This window comes from Thalassospira sp. ER-Se-21-Dark, from assembly GCF_017922435.1.
GTDB lineage: Bacteria > Pseudomonadota > Alphaproteobacteria > Rhodospirillales > Thalassospiraceae > Thalassospira.
The window spans coordinates 209,103-229,804 of sequence record NZ_VDEZ01000002.1 but is presented as its reverse complement, the minus strand read 5'-3'; the positions used below and the strand labels follow the sequence as shown (position 1 = coordinate 229,804).

Genomic DNA, 20,702 nt, shown 5'->3' with positions numbered 1-20,702 from the left:
GCGTTCTAGCATAGTATTCGCGCGCTTTGACAGTTTTTTGCCCGAAAATTTCGCCAAAATCCGTCATTCGGTACGATTGCTACACGCGCATCACTTTGCCAGCGAACTGCGAACGCGTTTTTGGCAGCGCTTTCTATCCTCAGAGTTTGCTTGAAAACGCCCACCCACCAGTGTCAGCGTACAATTTTGTGAGCCAGTTCACACATTTTGCGACGATTGACCATGCGACCTATCCCAAATACCCGGAAAACTATTCCATTGCATAGGCGACCTCTAACCAAACAACACATATCGTATGAGGGATTATCGCCGCCAGGCGATTCTCCCACTCCCATTCTGACCCCGGACCCTCATAAAGGTTCGGGGTTCTTTTTTACCTGCATTTCAGGCGGTAATCCGCGATCTGGTAACTGCATGCTTTAAAGGACGGGCTGAACCCTTTAATGTCAGGCAAGACTGCTTGGGCCGAGGCCCTTATCCAGACCATCAGGTGGAGATCCGCAACCCCATGTCCGACCAACTCAAGACACTGTTGCGTCGCGGACTGACTGCGCATGAGGGCAATCGCCCCGAAGAAGCCGAGAAAATCTATCGCGCGGCATTGGCCATGTCACCGGGCAATGCGGAGGCGGAGCACCTTCTTGCCACCCTTCTGACCGGCCTTGGCCGCCATGGCGAGGCGCTTGAGCTTTTTGAAAACTGCCTGACGAGTTTTGCCGCCAACCCGGCGGTCCGGTGCAACTATGCGATTGCGCTGGAAAGTTCGGGGCAGGTTGACAAGGCGATTGATCAGTTCAAGCAGGCATTGAGTTACCATGGGGATTTCCCCACCGCCCTTTATCATCTGGCACGGCTTGAAATTCCGCGCGGCCATTTGGGTCAGGCGATGGATCTTTTGGGCCGGTTGCTTGGCCTGAAGCCAAATCATTATGAAGGATTGCTGCTTTTCGGGCAGACCTTGCATGATCTGGGGCAGGAAGAAGCCGCCCTTAAATCACTTGAACATGCCGCCGAGGCCGCAGGTATTTCCCCGGAACTGATTTGCCGGGTGGGGTCGGCCTTCCTGCGTCTTGGGTATCCGGAACTGGCACAGAACCTTTATCAGCGGGCGCTGAGCATCGATGCAAAATACGTTCCGGGCTTGCGCGGGCTGGGTCAGTCACTGGCCCATCAAGGCCAATATGCCAAGGCAATCGCGATTTTAAAGACCGCGCGCCGCCTGACCAAGGACACCGTTGAAATTGATCTGGTTCTGGCTGATATCACGCTGCGCTGTGGCGACCTTGATAGCACAATAAAGACACTTGATACCCTGATTGAGACATCGCCGGATAATGCCACTGCGGATGCGCTTTTGATCCGGGCGCGTGCGAAGCTTGGCACAACCGATGGAGCCACACATAGCAAGGCCGCCAAGGCATGGGCCAAGCATCATATGCCAATTGCCGCCAAGCCGGCCTTTGCCAATACCCGACAGTCGGACAAGCGGCTGCGCATCGGATGGTTATCGCCTTTCTTTTGCAAGCATGCATCATCCAGCCTTTTGAGTGCGCTTGCGCGTCATCTGAACCGGCATGAGATCGAGCTGTTCCTGTATTCCGCGACCCCGCGCCCGGATGACGTCACACGGCAATGGCAGGTGATGGCCGATGGCTGGCGCGAAGTGTGCGGCCAGGACCCGATGCAGATTGCCGATCGCATTCGCAAGGACAAGGTCGATATCCTGATTGATGTCTGTGGCGTTCATCCAACGCAACCGATTGAGGTGTTTGCCCTTAAGGCCGCCCCGGTGCAAGCCAGCCTGTCTGCGATCACCACCGGCATGGCCGAGATGGATTACCTGATCGGGCACAAGGATGTGTTTGGCGGCGGACTTGCCGAAAACAAGATGTTTGCCGAGCGTCCCTATCCGCTAGCACTTGGCCCCTACCTTCCGGCGGAGCTTGATGATGCCTTGCCATTGGCACCACTGCCAGCAGCCGTCGGCGAAGAGATCATCCGGTTTGGCTGCATTGATCGGTTGGCCAATATCAGCAACGAGACACTGAACTGCTTTGCACGGATATTAAACAAGGTCAGCAACAGTCGCATCGTCATTCAGGATGACGTGCTTGAAGATTCCTATGCGGCCAAAACGTTCCTTGATCGCACCCGGCAAGCCGGGATCAAGCGCGACCGGCTTGATTTGGCGGGCAAGGTAAAGCCCCAGGATCGACCGGCCCTTTATGCCCAGATCGATATCGGCCTGGCGCCATTTCCGGCCATCAGCCTTGAAAACTATTACGAGATGCTGTGGTTTGGCATTCCGTTCGTGTCACTGGCCGATGACCGGCCGGGATCTCGGCTTGGCCTTGCTGTCTTGAGCGATATCGGGCTTGGCGCGCTGTGTGCCGAAACCGAAAAGGGATATGTCGACAAGTGCATCATGCTGGCATCCGACCTTAAGGCGCTGGCCAGCATTCGCGAAAACATGCGCGATCGTATCCGGGGCAGCCGTGCCTTCCACGCACCTGCTGTCGCAGCCGAGTTCGAAGAAGCCTGTCGGGAGATGTGGCAGAACTTTTGTCTTGGCAACGGTTAGACACGGACGGCGTGAAACGCGCCCTATTGCCGCGTTGTGAGGATGTGATCAACCGCCATTGCCAGATCATCGGCAATAAAATCGGCTTCCTGGGCTTCGGGCAGGATGGCTTCCTTTGCGCCGTGGCCGGTTCTGACCATGATGGCCTTTGTGCCCGCCGCGTGCCCGGCACGGATATCGTTGATGCGATCACCGATCAGGACGCTTTCCGAGAGGTTGATGGCGAACTCGTCACTTGCAGCCAGAAGCATGCCGGGTTCTGGTTTGCGGCACGTACTTTCGCGGCGGTAATCGCCCTGCCCGCTTGGATGATAGGGCGAATAATAGATGCCCTGCACCGATGCCTTGTGATCAGACAGCATGGAAACCAGTGCCTTGTGGATTTCAAAAAGCTGGTCTTCGGTGAGATAGCCCCGCGCCACACCGGACTGGTTGGTGACGACAATCACCGGGATGCCCGCGTCATTGAGGCGTTTGATCGCCTCTGCCGTGCCGTTGATCAGTTTAAGATCGGCAACGTCTGACAGGTAGTGGACTTCCTCGTTAATCACCCCGTCCCGATCCAGAAAGACAGCCGGAACCGGGTTGCGTTGATCGCGAAAGCGCGGCGCCGGATCAATCAGGTGACGTTTGACAGTGTCGTGGATGGAGCCGTTCATCACAGGCCTTTTGCATGGTCAAGTTTGGCCAACAATGGCGCAAAGGCCTTTGCAAAAGCAAGTCTTCGCAAGCCACAACCGACTTTTGCACAGTGCGGAAAAGAAATTGGTATTACCATTATTCACTTGCAGAGCAACCGGGGGACGTGCAATTTCGGTTCAAGTTCACGCCCCATAAAAGAACTATCAAGGAAAAGCGTCTGATGTTTGCCGATATTTTTGCGATTTTGGCCCCGGTTTTCATCACCACCGGACTGGGATATTTCTGGGCCCGTGCTGGCAAACATTTTGACACCAACCTTGTCACATCCATTGTCACCTATTTCGCGACACCCTGTCTGACCTTTGCCGCCCTTGCGACGGTGGAGCTTGGCGGTGATACGCTGGTTCTGATGGGAACGGCCGCGCTTGCGGCCAATGTGATCTTTGCCCTGATCGGCTGGCCGGTGCTTAAGGTCTTTAACCTGTCGCCGCGCACTTATCTGCAATCACTGACATGGCCAAATGTCGGCAATGTTGGCTTGCCGCTTTGTATGCTGGCCTATGGGCAGGAAGGCTTGGCGCTTTCGGTGGCGTTCTTTGCCGCCTATGTCGTGATCCAACTGACCATCGGGGTTGCGTTCGTATCGGGCAGCTTTTCGATCAAGTCGCTGGCCAAGATGCCGATCATTCCGGCAACCCTGATTGCCACGGGCTTTCTTGCCACTGAAACGCCGGTGCCCGAATGGCTATACAACACTACCAACCTGATCGGGCAACTGACCATTCCGTTGATGCTGTTTACCCTTGGTGTGTCGCTGGCGAAGCTGCGCCCGGTCAGCCTTGCACGCAGCACGGCACTGAGTGTGCTGCGTCTGGGCATGGGCTTCGGGGTTGGTTTGGGTCTGTCGGAAGTCATGGGACTGACCGGCATGGAACGCGGGGTTGTGATCCTGCAATGTTCGATGCCGGTTGCGGTGTTCTGCTATCTGTTTGCGCAGCTTTATAACCGCGAGCCGGAAGAAGTGGCTGGCGTTGTCATCAGTTCAAGCTTCCTGGCTGCCATCGCCCTGCCCGCATTGCTTTGGTACGTGCTGTAGCCTTCGACCGCACAGGACAACTGATTACTTGACTATCAGGCGGTATTCACCGCCGGTGCCATCATCCTTGTCGGCATAAAATCCGATGGCGCATTCAAAGCGACCCTTTTCAAGGTTGGGGTCGCCCTGCGCGGCCGCCTGTTCCATGACGTGATCGCGGCAGGCCGTGAGATCGTCAAAGGTCGCCTCGGATATCTTGACCCGGGTCGGTTGACTGATATCGGGGACATAGACCGCAGTCACATGTTCCCAAGGTGCGGCATCATCGGGCCAAAAAAGATCGGCAACATGACGGTGCGGGTTGCCGAAACTGACGACGGCCAGAACGGCGATCCCGCCAGCCAGAATCGCACGGCGCAGCATTCTTGTATTCATCGGTATCCTTTATGCGCCTTTGCGACCAAGGGCCGAAAAATCGAAACTTGGCATCGGCGCATCATATTCAAGATGGTAATCATCAAGGATTGGTGGTGCCTGACCGGTGACGGCCAGAAGCGCATGCACCTGCCCGCGTTGATGGGTTTGATAGACAAACAGATGTGACAGGATATCAGCCACGGTTTCAAGCGTCTTGCTGCCGTCTTCGCGGACCAGTTCGACCGCCCGGATGGCATCCTTGTCATTGAGCTGTTCACAATACGCCATCAAGCGCATATCCGCATCACGCTGGGCAGAGGCCAGTTTATCGATGGCACCGAACGGCATTTCGGTATCAAGGCATGCCCGACCCCGCCTGCCATCGACCAGCGCATCAAGATAATACAAGTCATTGGTCAGGATATGGTTCAGCGTTTCAAGAATAGAGGCGGAAAAAGGCGTTCGTTTGGAGGCGAGCTCGCCATCTGTCAATTTCTGACAGGCTCCATACAAACGGTGATTTGACCAGGCGTTGTTACGCGCCTGATGGAAAAACGATGTGCCCGGCATAGCTTAAGTGTCCCAACTTTCAGCGCCCTGTCACATTCGTGTTGAATTATTCAACCGGTCACAGGATGCGCATGGTTTAGCGGACCGTTTCCTTTGCCAAAGTCCGGTGCGGTTCGGATGGCTTCACGGACATATGCCCGCGCACGGGCAACGGAATCACTTAATCCCATGCCCTGAGCCAGCCCGGTTGCAATGGCACTTGCAAGCGAGCAGCCCGTACCATGATTATTCTCGGACGGAATGCGCGTATCTTCGAAACCTTCGATATCGCCATCCCGGCGCCACAAGATATCGACGATTTTGTCCCCGTCGGCGTGACCACCTTTTATCAGGACGGCCTCGCAACCGAGATCACCAATTTTGTGCGCTGCAGCAATCATATCAGCTTCGCTGGTGATTTTCATACCTGATAACACTTCGGCCTCTGGAATATTTGGTGTCAGCACGGTGGCAAGCGGGACCATATGGGTGATAAGGGCCTCGACCGCGTCTTCCTGAAGCAGGCGCGAACCGCTTTGCGATACCATCACCGGGTCTACAACGACCGGAATACCAGCAGACTTTGATTTGATAAATTCCGCCACAGCGGTAATGACCGGGACCGAATGCAGCATCCCGGTTTTAAGCGCATCCGCGCCAATATCATCAATCGTCACGGTGGCCTGATGAACGATCATGTCCGGATCGATGCCAAGAACATCGAAGACTCCGGTGGTGTTTTGCACCGTGAGGGCCGTTATCGCAGTTGCAGCATAGCCACCAAGAGCCGTCACCGATTTGATATCGGCCTGAATTCCGGCCCCACCGGAACAATCCGACCCGGCAATAATCAAGACACGACCCTTCATACGACCCTTCCTTATCCTGCAGATATCAGGTTTTCGTCAAAATGACCGGTTAACCGGCAACGGCGGTGATTTCGGCAACGATGCCATCAACGATCTGTTCGACCTTAATCGCGTCATCACCTTCGGCCATGACACGGATCAGCGGCTCGGTGCCAGATTTACGGATCAGGATACGACCATCACCGTTAAAGGCGCGCTCGGCCGAGGAAATGGCTTCAATCACGCTGCTTTGTGCCAGCGGATCGGAACCCGCACTGTAACGAACGTTTTTAAGGATCTGTGGCAGCGGTTCAAACACACGGCTCAGTTCGGATACCGGGCCCTCGCGGCTGGCAAGAACGGCCAGCACCTGAAGGGCTGCCAACAGGCCATCGCCGGTCGATGCGAAGTCCGACAGCACGATATGGCCGGACTGTTCACCGCCGACATTGCAATCAAGGGCGCGCATCTGTTCGACAACATAGCGGTCCCCGACCTTGGTGCGGATCAGACGGACATCATTGCTTTCAAGATAACGTTCAAGACCAAGGTTCGACATCACAGTCGCTACCAGCGCGTTGCCGCGCAGCTGACCGGTGCGTTTCCAGTGGGTTACGACAAGGCCCATCAACTGATCACCATCGATCAGATGGCCTTTTTCATCACACATCTGAACTCGGTCAGCATCGCCATCAAGGGCGATCCCGACATCGGCCTTTTCGGCCAGAACCCGGTCACACATGGTTTTGGTGTAGGTTGAACCACACTGATCATTGATGTTCAGACCATTCGGGCTAGTGCCGATTTCAATGACGTCGGCCCCAAGTTCACGCAGAACCTTGGGCGCGACGGAGTAACCGGCCCCATGGGCGCAATCAAGCACGATGCGCAGACCTTCAAGCGTGACCGTGCCCGGCAGGGATGATTTGACGGCCTCGATATAGCGGCCCGGCGCATCATCGATGCGTTTGGCACGGCCCAGCGCGTTGGCAGGTACCAGTTTGCCCGAAAGGTCGCTTTCCATCAGGGCTTCGATTTCAAGTTCGACCTCGTCCGACAGTTTGAAGCCATCCGGGCCAAACAGCTTGATGCCGTTATCCTGGAACGGGTTATGGGAGGCAGAGATCATCACACCGATATCAGCACGCATCGATTTGGTCAGCATGGCGACCGCCGGGGTCGGCATCGGACCGACCAGCATGACATCCATCCCCATCGAGGTAAAACCGGCAACAAGGGCCGGTTCAAGCATGTAGCCCGACAGTCGGGTATCCTTGCCAATCACGACCTTGTGGCGGTGATCACCACGGGTGAAATAATGGCCAGCAGCCATCCCGACTTTCAGGGCGACTTCTGCGGTCATCGGCGCTGTATTGGCAGTTCCGCGAATGCCATCGGTGCCAAAATACTTGCGGCTCATATTCTGTGTCTCTGCTTGCTTTGCGGGCATTATGCCCGGTCAATTCATTCTGACTGCCGGTTATATCAAAGTAGCGGCGCAATGCCACCGGCAATCGGCATATTTCAGCGCCTATTCTAGTGCCAAACTGGCAATCAATCCGTTAACAGGCAAACACGGCGATATTCGGATAAAAGCGATGACCTTCGGTCAAAAACCCGCTATCACAAGATGAAGGGGCTGAAACCGGGGGAATTTTGCGCAGCATCCGCTTGAATATGTTTCTTTTTGCGATGTTGATTGTGACCGCGTCCGGCATTTTTGCCGTTTACGGACCCAAAATCGCTGCGCATGAGATTGCCAAAACACTCGTCCTGCCACCCAGCGGACCTGCGGAAGTTATCAATCTGAACCGCTATCTGACGCGTTTGGTGACAGACCGCAAAGTGGAAAGCGCATTTAAAATCCCGTCGATTGCCGAATCTGAATTCGCCTCTGTCCTTGAGGCACGCGGTCCGGGCTATACAGACCGCACCATCTGGTATCGCGCGCTGGTCAAAATCGTTGATCAACCCGGACGAACGGGAAGAAGCGCCTTTATCGATATCGGACAGGTGTATCTGAATGATATCGAGATCAGCATCCTGTCGAATGACGCGCGTCAGATCATCTGGCAGGAGCACCTCGGCGACCGAATTCCAAGAGCCAAGGGCGGCCAGCATAATCTTTCGCACGTTGCAGAATGGCCGAAACTGTCACTTGGCGAGTATTGGCTGGTTATCGAGGTCAATACCAACAGCGCCCATGTCTTTGAGGCCGAACTCCTGCCCGATACTGCGCTGATCACCAAATCGGGCAGCAACAGCTTCATCAAGGGAGCAACCCTTGGTGTTCTGCTTCTTGCATTCGGGATTTATTTCGCGTTCGGCGTGATGTCGGGGGATCGTTCCGTTCTTTGGTATTCGGGCTATATCTTCGCGCTGTTTCTGATTTCGTTCGGGGTGACGGGCTACGCCCAACTGATTTTCAAACCGTTCTGGTCGCTGGCCTCGGACTTCGTGACGGGAACCGGAACGGCGTTTGCGCTTGGCACAAGCATCATGATGTGGAGCTATATGACCCGTCTTGATCGCGAGAACCGACCGCTGTTTCGGATCATGGTCGGGTATTCGGTTCTGGCGATGGCAGGTTTTCTGACCGCCACATCGGACTGGTATATCCTGTATGCCAAAGTGTTTTTCGGGCCACAGATATTCCTGCTTGCGGTTTTGCTGATCAATCTGATGTATCGCGGATATCGCCAGAAGCACACATTCCAGATGAGTTATTTGATGGTCGCGCTTGGTGTTCCGACCATCGGGGCGATGGCGCATTTGCTGTTGCTGATCGGTTGGTTGCCGGTCAACGGATTTACCACAAGCATCTTTGCCCTCAGTTCGTTTATTCAGCTTGTACTGGTGGCCATCGCCATGGCCTATCGCACCTATGGTGTGATCAACCGACGTGTTGATGCCCTTGCATCCGGCCAGCGGGCCGACCAGCTTGCCAGTGAACAGCGCACCTTTATCACCATGCTGTCACATGAATTCCGCACCCCGCTTGCGATTATTCAGCGCTCTGCTGAAATCCTCGGACTACATTTGCAAAAGGAACCTGAAAGCGTTCTGAATCGGCTGTCGACGATCCAGTCCAATGCCCGGCAGCTTTCGGGCCTTGTCGATGCGTTCCTGACCAAGGAAACCCTTGATAGCGCGACATTCACCACCACGCGGGAAGCGGTTGCCTTCGATGCGTTTCTGCGCGATTTGATTGCACAGCGCCAACGTGAGGTCCCCGGTCAGAATATCAGCCTGATCCAAAGCGACGTGGTGATCGTCGAAATTGACCGGATCCTGATGGAACGTGCGCTAATCAACCTGATCGAGAATGCGCGAAAATATGCGCCGGGTGCCGCCGTCTGGATTTCAGCCGAACGGGCGGCCAATGGTTATGTCTATATCCGGGTTGTCGACGAGGGCCCGGGCATCGCCTCCGACGATTTGCAGAATGTTTTGAACGCCTTTTACCGCGGACGGGATTCGGTCAAAATCCAAGGTGTCGGGCTTGGTTTGCATCTGACCAAACGCATTATCGAGGCCCATGACGGGTCCCTGTCGATCAGCGTCGGTGAAGAAGGCGGGACAACAATCCTGATCAAACTTCCTTATGACCGCGACATGACGGTGCTTAGGAACAGTGAAAGCAGGGCGGGCTTCCCACTTGGTTATACCGAGACGTTACATGACGGGGAGCGGCCATGACGCTCAGATCGCGTCGTTTCATTGCGTCAAAGACACATTCTAGGTCTGCCATGGCTGCAGCGTCGGCATTGGCGTTGCTCTTCATAGCAACCATGGTTTTGATGCCATGGCATATTGCAAACGCGCAACCTTCGGTGACGCCGGAGGGTGATCAGGATCATTTGATTCTGCCGGGCAATGTCACAGAACCGATTGAGATCACCCGGTTTGTTGCGTCCTTTGCCGACACCACACGCAAGCTTGGCCTTAAAGAAATCCAGGCTCTGCCAGATACGGCCTTTCAGCGGTCAAGTGCCATACCGTCCTTTGGTTATACCCGCGATGTGATCTGGCATCAGCTTGATCTCACCATCACCAATGACATGACGAAACGTGCCCTGCTTGAAATCGGCCCGAACTATCTGAATTTTATTGATGTATTTTTGACTCCCGATGGACTGGGTGATCCGGTCTGGCATACCCGTCTTGGCGATCATGTACCTGCCAGCGCGCGCCAATATGGCGGACGAACACATATTGCCGCCCTGCCCCTGATGAAGCCGGGTAATTATCGCCTTTATGTCCGGTCGCAAAGCAATAGCGCCAATCTGATCTGGGTGACACTTTGGCCGGCAACCGACCTTGTTTCCTCGCTGTCCTTTCGTGATCTGGCATCGAATGTTTTCTTTGGCTTCGTTCTAGCATTGGGGTTGGCCTATCTGGCGCTTGGTCTGATTGCGCGGGATCAGATGGTCGTTCTGTACAGCATCTGGGTCGTGGCAATCGGTATCACAGCGGCCGTCGTCAATGGCGTGGTCTTAAGCGAGCTAAGACCGGAAACACCGTGGCTTAATGACTTTTTATTGGGAACATCCAACATCATTACCTATGGCGTGGCGGTGTTCCTTTGGCTCTACATCATCGACGCCCAAAAGAAGTATCCTTTGGCCTACAAGATATGTTGCGCGTACGGTTTTTTCGTTCTGGCCTTTGCGGCCGGGGCCACGACCGATCTGTACACAATCTTTGGCACCTATATCGTGCCAAGCCATTCAGTCTTTATGGCCATCATGTGTGCAATTCTGATCAAACGTGCGTTTGAGGATGCCCACAACCCGCGCTACTGGGCGCTCCTTGTGGTTCTGGCGCTCCCGACCGGGGCGGCAATCATGATCCAGCTTGCCCTTTCTGGGGTGATCGAAGCGACCAGATTGCGTCTGGAGCTGCACAGCTACACCTTGATGTTCCACCTTGTCGGGATGGGCATCATCATGACGGTGCGGTTGTCCCGCATGGACAAGGAACGCGTCACTGTCGTGCGCAAGGCAGAAGAAACCACCTCGCTGGTCGAGGAACAACGCAAACTGATTTCGATGCTGTCGCACGAATTCCGAACGCCGCTTGCGGTTATCCAGCGATCATCGGAAATGCTGATGCTGCGTCTTACAAGCCACAAGGATGACGTTCTTGAACGCTTGCGCCGCATCCAACTTCAGGCTCAGAAATTGGCGCGTCTTGTCGATATTTTCCTGACCAAGGACGGTATTGATACCCAGGAACTGTCACTTGCGCGCAAGACGGTTCCGATCAACCGTTTTCTTCAGGAATTTGTTGCCCAGACCACACGCGAAGGTGCTGAAGTTCAGGCCGTATTGAACAGGACCGCAGGTCTCGAGATCTTTATCGACGAAACCTTGATGGGACTTGCGATCACGAATCTGGTCGAAACATCACGCCGCTTTGCACACGGGGCACCAATTCACATAAATGCACACCGGCATTCCGAGATGCGGGTCGAAATCAACATCCCCTGCCGTGGCGAAGAACTTGATGAAGAGGAGATCGTCATGATTTCCGATGCCCTTTTCAGGCGCGATATGGAATCCCAGTCATTGCAGCGCGCACTCGGGCTGCATATTTCTCAACGTATTGTCGTTGCCCATGGAGGATCGCTCACCCTGCGCCGGAATAGCACACGTAGCATCGAGCTTTGTCTGCTTTTACCGTGCGAGTAGCTGGAAGTATTGATTCAGGTGGGAAGCAAACGGATCAGGAAGCCTCGGCCTCGCCAGCAATGGCAGCGGGTGACGTAAAGGCATAGCCACGACCGTAAGCCGTTCGCACAGGCAGTTCTTCACCGATTTCCTTGATGATTTTCTGACGCACGCGACGGATTGCCGTATCCAGATTACGACAGTTTTCGGCCGTGTCGGCCTTACCCAAGGCTTCGACGATTTCAGGGCGCGTCAGCCACGCCCCATTGGCATCAATCAGGATCTTGACGATGGTGCGTTCCGTCGCCGTCAATTTGGCCTCATTGCCTTGGGGATTGCACAGGGTCCAGTTAAGCATATCAAGAACCCAGCTATCCTCGGGAATTGCCGTTTCAGCCGCCGCTTCGTTATCTGAGCGTGACGCGCGGCGCAGAAGCGGTTTGAGGGCGGCTTCGATCACCGATAGCGGACTGTCCTTCGTCAAATAGACATCGGCACCGGATTTATAGCCGGTCAGATGATTGTCCATTCCCGAAAGCGAGGTCAGCATCATGATGCCGCAGTCAACGGTTTTGCGGACATGCTGAGCCAGCTCATAGCCATCCGCGTCGGGCAGCATAATATCAAGAATGACCGCATCAGGTTTACGCGCAGCAAGTGCGCGGTAAAATGCAGCACCGGTTTCACAACCGACCACATCGAAACCGCACATCTCAAGATACTCACACAGATCCTTGTTCAGATCGGTGTTATCTTCCACGACATATACACAGTGCGTCATAGCATTCCAGCCAGACCTGACATCAGCAGGGAACGGCTGCGTCAGACCGCCAATCTCGTTCATCTAAAGACCTTCGCGTTCGCTTGTTGTCCAACCATCAACTGTGACTTTGATGTCACTTTTGTTTGATACCTATTGGTATGTGGTCAAAGGACCGATTCTGCAAGTATCAACCTTAAATGGTCAGAAAATGCCAGAATCGAACTTGCCGCAAAAAAGCTCGCAATCGATCAGAAGCCAAGCCTGCTTGCGATTGCGAGCCATGTTTTAAACGATGTCGATAAAATTACAAGCTATACGTGCATACGATGCGCCAAACACACCGTCAGACAATAGATGTGGAACTGGCCACAGAAATCGCCTGCACGGTTTCGGGCACATCATGCACGCGGATCATCTGAACCCCGTGACGCCATCCATTGACCGCAGACGCGATTGAACCACCCAGGCGCTGCTTCGGGTCGGCCTTGGGATCAATCTTGCCGATGAATGACTTGCGCGAGGTTCCCAGCAGGATCGGGCAGCCCAATCCATGGAAAATGGCCAAGCGCGACAGCAGTTCAAGATTGTGCGACAACGTCTTGCCAAAGCCGATGCCCGGATCGATGCAGATGCGATCGCGTGAAATACCCGCCCGCTCGCAGCTTTCGATGCGATCGAGCAGATAGTCATAGATATCAAGCACCGCGCAATCATATTTCGGGTCGGCCTGCATGGTGCCCGGTTCACCCTGCATATGCATCAGCATCACAGGGTTGCCAGACGCGGCTGCAACTTCCATCGAGCGTTCATCGCCCTCAAGGCCCGTCACGTCATTAATGATCGCTGCACCGGCCTCAATCGCGGCTTCCATCACGCCCGCGTGGCGGGTGTCGATCGAAACGACGTGCCCCTTGGATGCCAGTTCGCTGATTACCGGCACCACACGATTGATTTCCTCGTCCTCGGACACGGTATCGGCACCCGGGCGGGTTGATTCGCCGCCAACATCAATGATTGATGCGCCCTGCTCTATCATCGCCATGGCGCGGGCCACAGACTGATCGGTGGTGTTGTAATCGCCGCCATCGGAAAAGCTGTCCGGTGTGACATTGATGATGCCCATCACATGGCAGGACGCCATATCAAGCCCGGCATAGTCCGGGCGTTTGGCCATCAGGCGGTCCAGCACGGCATTGATTTCATCAACCCGGCCACTGTTTTGCACCCAGCCTTCAAGGGCGAGGAGCGGCAAGATCATGCTTTCAGCACCACCACCTTCGCGGCGGCGGATGATTTCAAGTGCCGAGAACCCCCGGCGTGATCCGGCGAGTGGCAAGGTATTGGGATCATCGGCATGGTCGATGAAACCGGTCGGTGCGTAGTAAAGCGGTCCTTCAAAATCGGCAAAGCCCCGCACATCGGCGGGGCTTCGCAGGACCGATCGTTTGATCTCGTCCATCAGTCTCTTTCTGTTAGCTTCCCGGTTGCGGTTCCGGGGAAAGGTCCCCGCCGCCGTCACCAGGGTTATCCTTGCGGGTACCGCCGGTGCTTGGCACCGTGGAGCGACGTCCGCCACCTGCATCCTTGCCGCCACCGGAAGAATGGCCCGGACGGTTGATTTCCTCGCCGCGCAGCAGCGCGTCGATTTCCTTGCCCGACAGGGTTTCATATTCCAGAAGACCTTTTGCAAGCTTGTGCAGGTCATCAAGATGTTCGGTCAGAACGCGCTTGGCGAATTCATAAGCCTCGTCAGAGTAACGACGGACTTCTTCGTCAATGAGTTGTGCTGTTTTTTCCGAAACGTTTTTGTGCTGGGCAACGCTGTGACCAAGGAACACTTCTTCCTGGTTATCAACGTATTTGACATTCCCAAGCTTGTCGGAGAAGCCCCACTCGGTCACCATCTTGCGCGCATATTGCGTCACCATGTTGATGTCCGAAGATGCCCCCGTGGTGACCTTGTCCTTGCCAAAGATGATTTCCTCGGCAACGCGGCCACCCATGGCAACCGCGAGGTCGGAAATCAGCTGTTCGTAGGACTTGGACACCTGATCACGTTCCGGCAGACGCATCACCATACCCAGTGCGCGACCGCGCGGGATGATGGTGGCCTTGTGGATCGGATCAGACGCAGGCGTATGAAGTGCGACCAGTGCGTGACCACCTTCGTGATAGGCGGTCAGCTTCTTCTCGTCATCGGTCATGATCATGGAGCGACGTTCAGCCCCCATCATGACCTTGTCCTTGGCGTTTTCGAAATCAGCCATGGTGACAACGCGCTTGCCAAGACGGGCAGCAAGCAGAGCTGCCTCGTTAACAAGGTTTGCCAGATCCGCACCTGAGAAGCCCGGGGTACCACGTGCAACAGTGCGCAGATCGACATCCGGGCCCAATGGAACTTTACGCGCATGAACACCAAGAATACGTTCACGGCCTTCCAGATCCGGGTTCGGCACGACGACCTGACGGTCGAAACGCCCCGGACGCAGCAATGCGGGGTCCAGAACGTCCGGACGGTTGGTAGCAGCTACCAGGATCACACCTTCGTTGGCTTCGAAACCATCCATCTCGACAAGGAGCTGGTTCAAGGTCTGTTCGCGTTCATCGTTACCGCCGCCAAGACCGGCACCACGATGGCGGCCCACAGCGTCGATTTCATCGATGAAGATGATGCAAGGTGCGTTTTTCTTGCCCTGTTCGAACATGTCACGCACACGCGATGCACCGACACCAACGAACATTTCAACGAAGTCAGAACCCGAGATGGTGAAGAAAGGAACGTTTGCTTCGCCGGCAATCGCACGCGCCAGCAGCGTTTTACCGGTACCCGGAGGACCGACAAGCAGCATGCCTTTGGGGATTTTACCGCCAAGGCGCTGGAACTTCTGCGGATCGCGCAGGAAGTCGACGACTTCTTCAAGCTCGCTTTTGGCTTCTTCAATACCGGCGACATCTTCGAAGGTCACGCGGCCGGACTTCTCGGTCAGCATCTTGGCCTTGGACTTGCCAAAGCCCATGGCCTTGCCGCCGCCGCCCTGCATCTGGCGCATGAAGAAGATCCAGACACCGATGATCAGAAGCATCGGGAACCAGCTGATCAAAGCGCTCATCAACGGAGACAGGCTTTCTTCAGGCTGTGCGATGATGCGCACGCCCTTGTCGTTCAGCTTTTCAACGAGGTTCGGATAATCCGGGGTGTAAACATTAACAGAGCGACCGTCGCGCGTTTCTGCAGTCAGGTTGTTGCCCTGGATGGTGACTTCGGAAATCTGACCTGAATCCACTTCGGCCAGGAAGTCCGAAAATGCCAGCGACGACTGACCGGACCGTCCGGAGGGCGACTGAAACAGGTTAAACAGCGCCACCAAAAGGATGGCGATAATAACCCACAGTGCGAGATTTTTTCCCATATTCATTCCAAGCTACTGGTCGCAATTTGTGTGTGCCGTGACGCAAAACTTCCTGCGCAGGGTCTGACAATCAAATAGTCATAAGCCCCGCTTACGCAAGTAGGTTGTCGGGTTTCGGTGACGATTTGAAACCACTTTCCCACAAAGGTACTTGCGGCGCAAACTGCCAACTGCCACCAGACGCAATCAGGCCCCTGCCCAGAGGCCGTCTGCAACCGGCGGCGGATAGTACGTCGGAAAGCTCCGAAACCTCAAGCCCGCCAACAGATAACAAGCCTTCTTTATCGTAGAGTGCAGGCATGGATGCAAGGGCCGCGCGCGGTAAATTACCAATAAATGGTGCAATTTCGCCCAATGCGGCGCGAAAAGACTTCGTGTGAAACACATCACAAAGGCCAAGCGGGGCGATCCAACGTCCAGTTTGCCCCGACAGATCAGCGTCATCTGCCTGCCATTCGAAGCGATTATCAAACCGCACAACCAAAGATCGTGTGAGTGATTCGGCATCCAACGCAATCGGATCCTGCGCCATTCGACCAAATTCGCGATAAACGCAAATCCCGCCTTTCCGACCGTGCAAGACGCAGCCGCCCAGACTGATGCGGGCTGTTTTATCCGCACCACGGCGATCAAGCGCACCGCGTAATTTATCAAGTGCAGGCATATATCCTGCGCCCCCCACCGTACGCACCACCTGCCCCAGTGCATGGATCGCAGCGTTGCGATCCGTTTTCGGATCCAGCAGCACATCCGGATTAAGGATCGCAACCCCGTTCGCGTGCAGGGTCACCGCCCCGGCCAGCAATCGACCAATGCCCGTTTCAATATCGCGGCGCGCCGATGCGTCGGCGGTTATATCGGGCGGGTGTGATGCCCCCGCCTCAAACGCCTTGCGCACGCGCACACGCTCGAACTTTTCGTCGATGTTGGAAGGATCTTCGATCCACGCCTGTCCGCGTGTCTTCAGGGTCGCCACCAAGTCGGCCTTGGCAACGGCCAAAAGCGGTCGCAGCACCCGGCCATGTCGCAGGTAGCGCCGCGCAGACATTCCCGCCTGCCCAATCGGGGTCGTGCCGCGATCGCGGCGCATGGCAATGGTTTCGCGTTGGTCGCCTGCATGATGGGCAACCAATAGATGAAAAATGCCGGTATCACGCATCAGGTCATCAAAAATCTGATAGCGGGCCTGGCGCGCCTTTTCCTGCACGGCACCTTTTGGCTTTTCACCCTGCCAGTGTTTGGTGATGTGTTCGATGTTATGGCGGGCAAGTTCGGTAGCAACCCAGCGGGCCTCGTCAGAGGCGGCCTTGCGGAGACCATGGTCAACCGTAACGGCGACCACCCGCCCGCCTTGTGCCTGACACCAGTCATGGGCCAAAAGGGCCAGCGCCATGCTGTCAGCCCCGCCCGAGACACCAACAAGGATTTCAGGGGCGGTTTCAAACGGGGCGAACGCCATCATCAGTCTATCAAAGGCAACGGCGTCCAGTGGAGATCCTCCGGACGCCGTGTTTTGATTTTGTGATGTCGTAAGGTTGCCGATCATCGGTCTGTCATACGCAGGGTTTACTGCGGACATCCACGGTTCTGGCGTTCCTGACGGGCGCGATCCAGAACGACGTTCGAGGCGTTCGGGAAGTTGTCGATCAGGTGACCAAAGGCCGTGCAGGCATCTTCATTCTTGCCGAGATTGGCCAGCGACATGCCAAGCTTCAGAAGGTTGTCTGGTGCCTTGGTGCTGTCCGGGTAGGTCTGGAAACCTTCGGTAAAGGCGATGGCAGCATTTTCATACTGGCCGCGCACGTAATAGGTTTCACCCAGCCAGTATTGCGCATTGCCCGCCAGCGGATCGTTGGGATGGTTGCTGACGAAATTGCCCAGCGCCTGTTCGGCGGCCTGGAAATCCTGTTTGCGCAGAAGACCAAAGGCCTCGCGGTACTGTTCTTCAGGTGTGCCGGTGGTTGCCGACGCACTCTGGGTTGGCGCGGATGCGTTGGAGGCAGCAGCCCCGCTTGGGATTTGCGGCGGCTGGCCTTCGCTTTCAATCACGCCAAACAGCTGGGTGCCACGGTCATTCAGGGGCTCACCCGAACCGGCAGCCCCCGGTGCGGCGCTGTTGGCGGCAGAGTTATTGGCGCCCTGTGTGGCCGTGCCCGCTGCAAGCGGTGCATTTGCCCCACCGGCATTTGCGCCACCGGTCGCAACGCCGCCGCTTTCAAGCTGGTTGAGGCGGAAATCAATATCGGCCACCAGACGTTCCAGGCGGTCTTCCATCTTGCGAATGCGGTAGTCGAATTCTTCAAGCTGACCGGTCAGCTGGGTGGTCGTGCGTTCCAGTGCGCTGATCTGGACCTGTTGGCGTGCGGCAGCCGGGGTTGCAGCCCCGCCGCCATCACCAGACGAGACAGCGACCTGTGCGGCGTCACCGGTGCCTTCGCGATAGACATAACGCTGCAAAAGATCGAGGTCCTTGCGCAGTTGTTCTAACTGACGCGACATGTTGGCGTCTTGCGCGCGAACCGGTTGGGACCCGAGTGATGTCATGCCAAACACAGCTCCGACGGCAAGGGCCATCAAGATATTGCGGTTCTTTGGCGAAATGGCGGATCGAACGCGGATCATTTTCGGGTCCTTTTTCGTCAATTCAGTCTTTGAAGGTTCACTATGGAAATACCTGTCGTGACTTTCAAACATTTTCAGGCGGCAAAAATAAGGCGCCTGCCCCAAACGGGACAGGCGCCTTGATCGTCAAGTCAGGCTTTCACCTGCACGCGCTTAACGGATAACCGATACAGAGCGGCGGTTTTTAGCCCAGCTTTCTTCGTCATGGCCAAGAGCAACCGGGCGCTCTTTACCATAAGAAATGGTCTCGATGCGCGACGGGTCGATGCCCAGAGCGATCAGGTAATCTTTGACCGAGTTCGCGCGACGTTCGCCGAGTGCAAGGTTGTATTCACGGGTGCCGCGCTCGTCGGCATGACCTTCAACAACAACTTTGTACTGCGGATATTTCTTCAGCCAAGCAGCCTGCAGTTCGAGGGTGCGACGTGCTTCACCGGCAAGATCGTATTTGTCGAAACCAAAGAAGACGCGGTCACCAACGTTGACAGCGAACCACTCAGGGCTGCTTTCAGCCAAAGAAGTCGAAGTCGATGCGCTGGAAGAAGTGCTTGCACCGTCGCCACCAGTGGTTGCCGTGCTATCAGGTGCAGTTTCACAAGCAGCCAGAAGAGCGGCAGCAGCAAAAACGCTCAGAATACGAAGTTTCATTTAAGTTTTCCCCTTAACACCGGACGCATTCGCCCGAGGTTGGTGTTTTCCATGTCTCGCGACACCGAAAATGCCCGCGATTAAAGCGAATCGCATTCAGTGCTTCGCGATGACTATACTCTTGAGATATCAGGGAATCAAGGGCGACCATGCAGGATCCGACCCATCCGCCGGTGTAACGATCTCTCGCTCGTTATAACCGGTAAGATCAATCGAATACAAACGATAGCGATCCTTGGTCCCGTCCCTGGACGGGTGCTGGCGGTAGTACATCAAAACTCGACCGTTCGGTGCCCATGTTGGTCCCTCAACGAGGTAACCCTCGGCCAGCAGCCTTTCTCCACTGCCGTCTGGCCGCATGACGCCGATATAATAACGACCTCCTTCGGATTTGGTGAATGCGATCAGGTCTCCGCGCGGCGACCAGACCGGTGTGGCATAACGTCCACCACCGAAGCTGATGCGCTGTACGCCCCCACCATCGGCATTCATCACATAAAGTTGTTGTGCCCCACTGCGGTCGGAGTTGAACGCAATGCGAGACCCGTCCGGAGAATAGGAAGGCGAGGTATCCACGGCCGGATGGCGCGTCAGTTGACGCTTTTCACGCGTGCGCAGGTCCAGTCCATAGATTTCACTGTTCCCGTCAAGCGCTTGTGACATCACAACCGAGTTCCCGTCTGGCGCGAATCGGGGCGCAAAGGTCATCCCCGGAAAATCGCCCAGCAATTCCAACTCACCGGTATCAATATCCAAAACATAAACGCGCGGCTTGTCGTTGAAGTACGACATATAAACCACTTCCTGTGCCGTCGGCGAGAAGCGCGGGTTCAGCACGAGGAACCGTCCATCGGAAAGGAACCGGTGGTTTGCACCGTCCTGATCCATGATGGCCAGTCGTTTGGTCCGGTTATCGGCCGGACCGGATTCCGAGACGTAGACAACGCGCGTATCGAAATAGCCGGTTTCACCGGTAATACGTTTGTAAATCTCGTCCGCAATCTTGTGAGCAATCCGACGCCAGTTGTTTGGCTGCGTACGATACGCAACGCCAGACATCTGGGTTTCAGCCAAAACATCCCACAGGCGGAATTCGACACGCAGAAGACCATTTGGTTCGGTCACAACACGACCGTTCACCAGGGCCTGCGCATTGATGGCCCGCCATTCGGCAAAGTTCGGGTTCACCGCCAATGATGCAGCACTCTGAATGAATGCCTTTTCATCAATCGGTGCAAACAGGCCCGAACGTTCGAGATCTGCGGCAATCACCTGGGTCATGTTCTGACCGATCTCGGTTTCGGCAACGCCCTCGCCCGGGAAGCGGGTGACGGCAATTGGCATCGGTTTCAGTTCGCCCCGGGTAATATCAATCCGGAGTTCCGCCTTTGCCGGCGACATGAACCCGACATTCAGGCCAGCGACAACGGCAAGGGCGCACAGTGCCGCGACACTGCCTTTAGCCCAAAATCGTTTTATTGCGTTGGTCTTGATCGTCATCCTGCCTCGCTATT

The 20,702-nt window shown here is 55.6% G+C and carries 16 protein-coding genes; 4 read left to right on the top strand and 12 right to left on the bottom strand.

Annotation, left to right across the window (positions count from 1 at the left end; all coding sequences use genetic code 11):
* The first annotated feature begins 508 nt into the window (after positions 1 to 508).
* Positions 509 to 2,581, top strand: a complete 2,073-nt coding sequence (locus FHI25_RS08710; protein ID WP_210516866.1) for a glycosyltransferase family 41 protein — start codon at positions 509 to 511, stop codon at positions 2,579 to 2,581.
* 23 nt (positions 2,582 to 2,604) lie between these two features.
* Here the strand turns inward: FHI25_RS08710 and FHI25_RS08705 are convergent, their stop codons facing one another.
* Positions 2,605 to 3,240 (bottom strand): HAD family hydrolase, encoded by a 636-nt coding sequence (locus FHI25_RS08705; protein ID WP_210516864.1) that lies wholly within the window; start codon positions 3,238 to 3,240, stop codon positions 2,605 to 2,607.
* Between the two features lie 203 nt (positions 3,241 to 3,443).
* Between FHI25_RS08705 and FHI25_RS08700 the strand changes: the two genes are divergently transcribed.
* Positions 3,444 to 4,319: an AEC family transporter gene (locus tag FHI25_RS08700; RefSeq protein WP_064790184.1), complete on the top strand. Its 876-nt coding sequence runs from the start codon at positions 3,444 to 3,446 to the stop codon at positions 4,317 to 4,319.
* 24 nt (positions 4,320 to 4,343) lie between these two features.
* On the opposite strand, the gene FHI25_RS08695 is transcribed toward FHI25_RS08700, so the two are convergent.
* The 4 genes from FHI25_RS08695 to glmM are packed head-to-tail and all read right to left on the bottom strand — an operon-like array spanning position 4,344 to position 7,493.
* Positions 4,344 to 4,694, bottom strand: coding sequence for a hypothetical protein (locus tag FHI25_RS08695; RefSeq protein WP_210516862.1), 351 nt, complete (start codon positions 4,692 to 4,694; stop codon positions 4,344 to 4,346).
* 9 nt (positions 4,695 to 4,703) lie between these two features.
* On the bottom strand, positions 4,704 to 5,246 hold the full coding sequence (locus FHI25_RS08690; protein ID WP_210516860.1) for a DinB family protein: 543 nt from the start codon (positions 5,244 to 5,246) through the stop codon (positions 4,704 to 4,706).
* 50 nt (positions 5,247 to 5,296) lie between these two features.
* Positions 5,297 to 6,094 carry a bifunctional hydroxymethylpyrimidine kinase/phosphomethylpyrimidine kinase gene (gene thiD / locus FHI25_RS08685; RefSeq protein ID WP_210516858.1) on the bottom strand — a complete coding sequence of 266 codons (798 nt, stop codon included), beginning with the start codon at positions 6,092 to 6,094 and terminating at the stop codon, positions 5,297 to 5,299.
* Between the two features lie 49 nt (positions 6,095 to 6,143).
* Positions 6,144 to 7,493: a phosphoglucosamine mutase gene (gene glmM / locus FHI25_RS08680; protein WP_210516856.1), complete on the bottom strand. Its 1,350-nt coding sequence runs from the start codon at positions 7,491 to 7,493 to the stop codon at positions 6,144 to 6,146.
* Positions 7,494 to 7,750: 257 nt separating this feature from the next.
* Between glmM and FHI25_RS08675 the strand changes: the two genes are divergently transcribed.
* Positions 7,751 to 9,772: a sensor histidine kinase gene (locus tag FHI25_RS08675; RefSeq protein WP_246879068.1), complete on the top strand. Its 2,022-nt coding sequence runs from the start codon at positions 7,751 to 7,753 to the stop codon at positions 9,770 to 9,772.
* A 50-nt stretch (positions 9,773 to 9,822) separates the two neighbouring features.
* Complete coding sequence (locus tag FHI25_RS08670; protein ID WP_210516852.1) at positions 9,823 to 11,766, top strand: 7TM-DISM domain-containing protein; 1,944 nt, start codon at positions 9,823 to 9,825, stop codon at positions 11,764 to 11,766.
* 34 nt (positions 11,767 to 11,800) lie between these two features.
* On the opposite strand, the gene FHI25_RS08665 is transcribed toward FHI25_RS08670, so the two are convergent.
* The 7 genes from FHI25_RS08665 to tolB all read right to left on the bottom strand — a co-directional run bounded on the left by FHI25_RS08665 (position 11,801) and on the right by tolB (position 20,688).
* On the bottom strand, positions 11,801 to 12,589 hold the full coding sequence (locus FHI25_RS08665; RefSeq protein ID WP_008891387.1) for a response regulator transcription factor: 789 nt from the start codon (positions 12,587 to 12,589) through the stop codon (positions 11,801 to 11,803).
* Between the two features lie 262 nt (positions 12,590 to 12,851).
* Positions 12,852 to 13,967: a dihydropteroate synthase gene (gene folP / locus FHI25_RS08660; RefSeq protein WP_210516850.1), complete on the bottom strand. Its 1,116-nt coding sequence runs from the start codon at positions 13,965 to 13,967 to the stop codon at positions 12,852 to 12,854.
* Positions 13,968 to 13,980: 13 nt separating this feature from the next.
* The gene (gene ftsH, locus FHI25_RS08655; RefSeq protein WP_210516848.1) at positions 13,981 to 15,924 is read right to left on the bottom strand and encodes an ATP-dependent zinc metalloprotease FtsH; all 1,944 of its coding nucleotides are present in this window, start codon (positions 15,922 to 15,924) and stop codon (positions 13,981 to 13,983) included.
* 85 nt (positions 15,925 to 16,009) lie between these two features.
* Positions 16,010 to 17,380 (bottom strand): tRNA lysidine(34) synthetase TilS, encoded by a 1,371-nt coding sequence (gene tilS, locus FHI25_RS08650; RefSeq protein ID WP_210516846.1) that lies wholly within the window; start codon positions 17,378 to 17,380, stop codon positions 16,010 to 16,012.
* Between the two features lie 104 nt (positions 17,381 to 17,484).
* Entirely contained in the window at positions 17,485 to 18,540 is a 1,056-nt protein-coding gene (ybgF, locus tag FHI25_RS08645) for a tol-pal system protein YbgF (protein WP_210516844.1), read from the bottom strand.
* A gap of 153 nt (positions 18,541 to 18,693) precedes the next feature.
* Positions 18,694 to 19,188 carry a peptidoglycan-associated lipoprotein Pal gene (gene pal, locus FHI25_RS08640; protein ID WP_008891382.1) on the bottom strand — a complete coding sequence of 165 codons (495 nt, stop codon included), beginning with the start codon at positions 19,186 to 19,188 and terminating at the stop codon, positions 18,694 to 18,696.
* Positions 19,189 to 19,317: 129 nt separating this feature from the next.
* Positions 19,318 to 20,688, bottom strand: coding sequence for a Tol-Pal system beta propeller repeat protein TolB (tolB, locus tag FHI25_RS08635; protein WP_063087186.1), 1,371 nt, complete (start codon positions 20,686 to 20,688; stop codon positions 19,318 to 19,320).
* Positions 20,689 to 20,702: the final 14 nt, after the last annotated feature.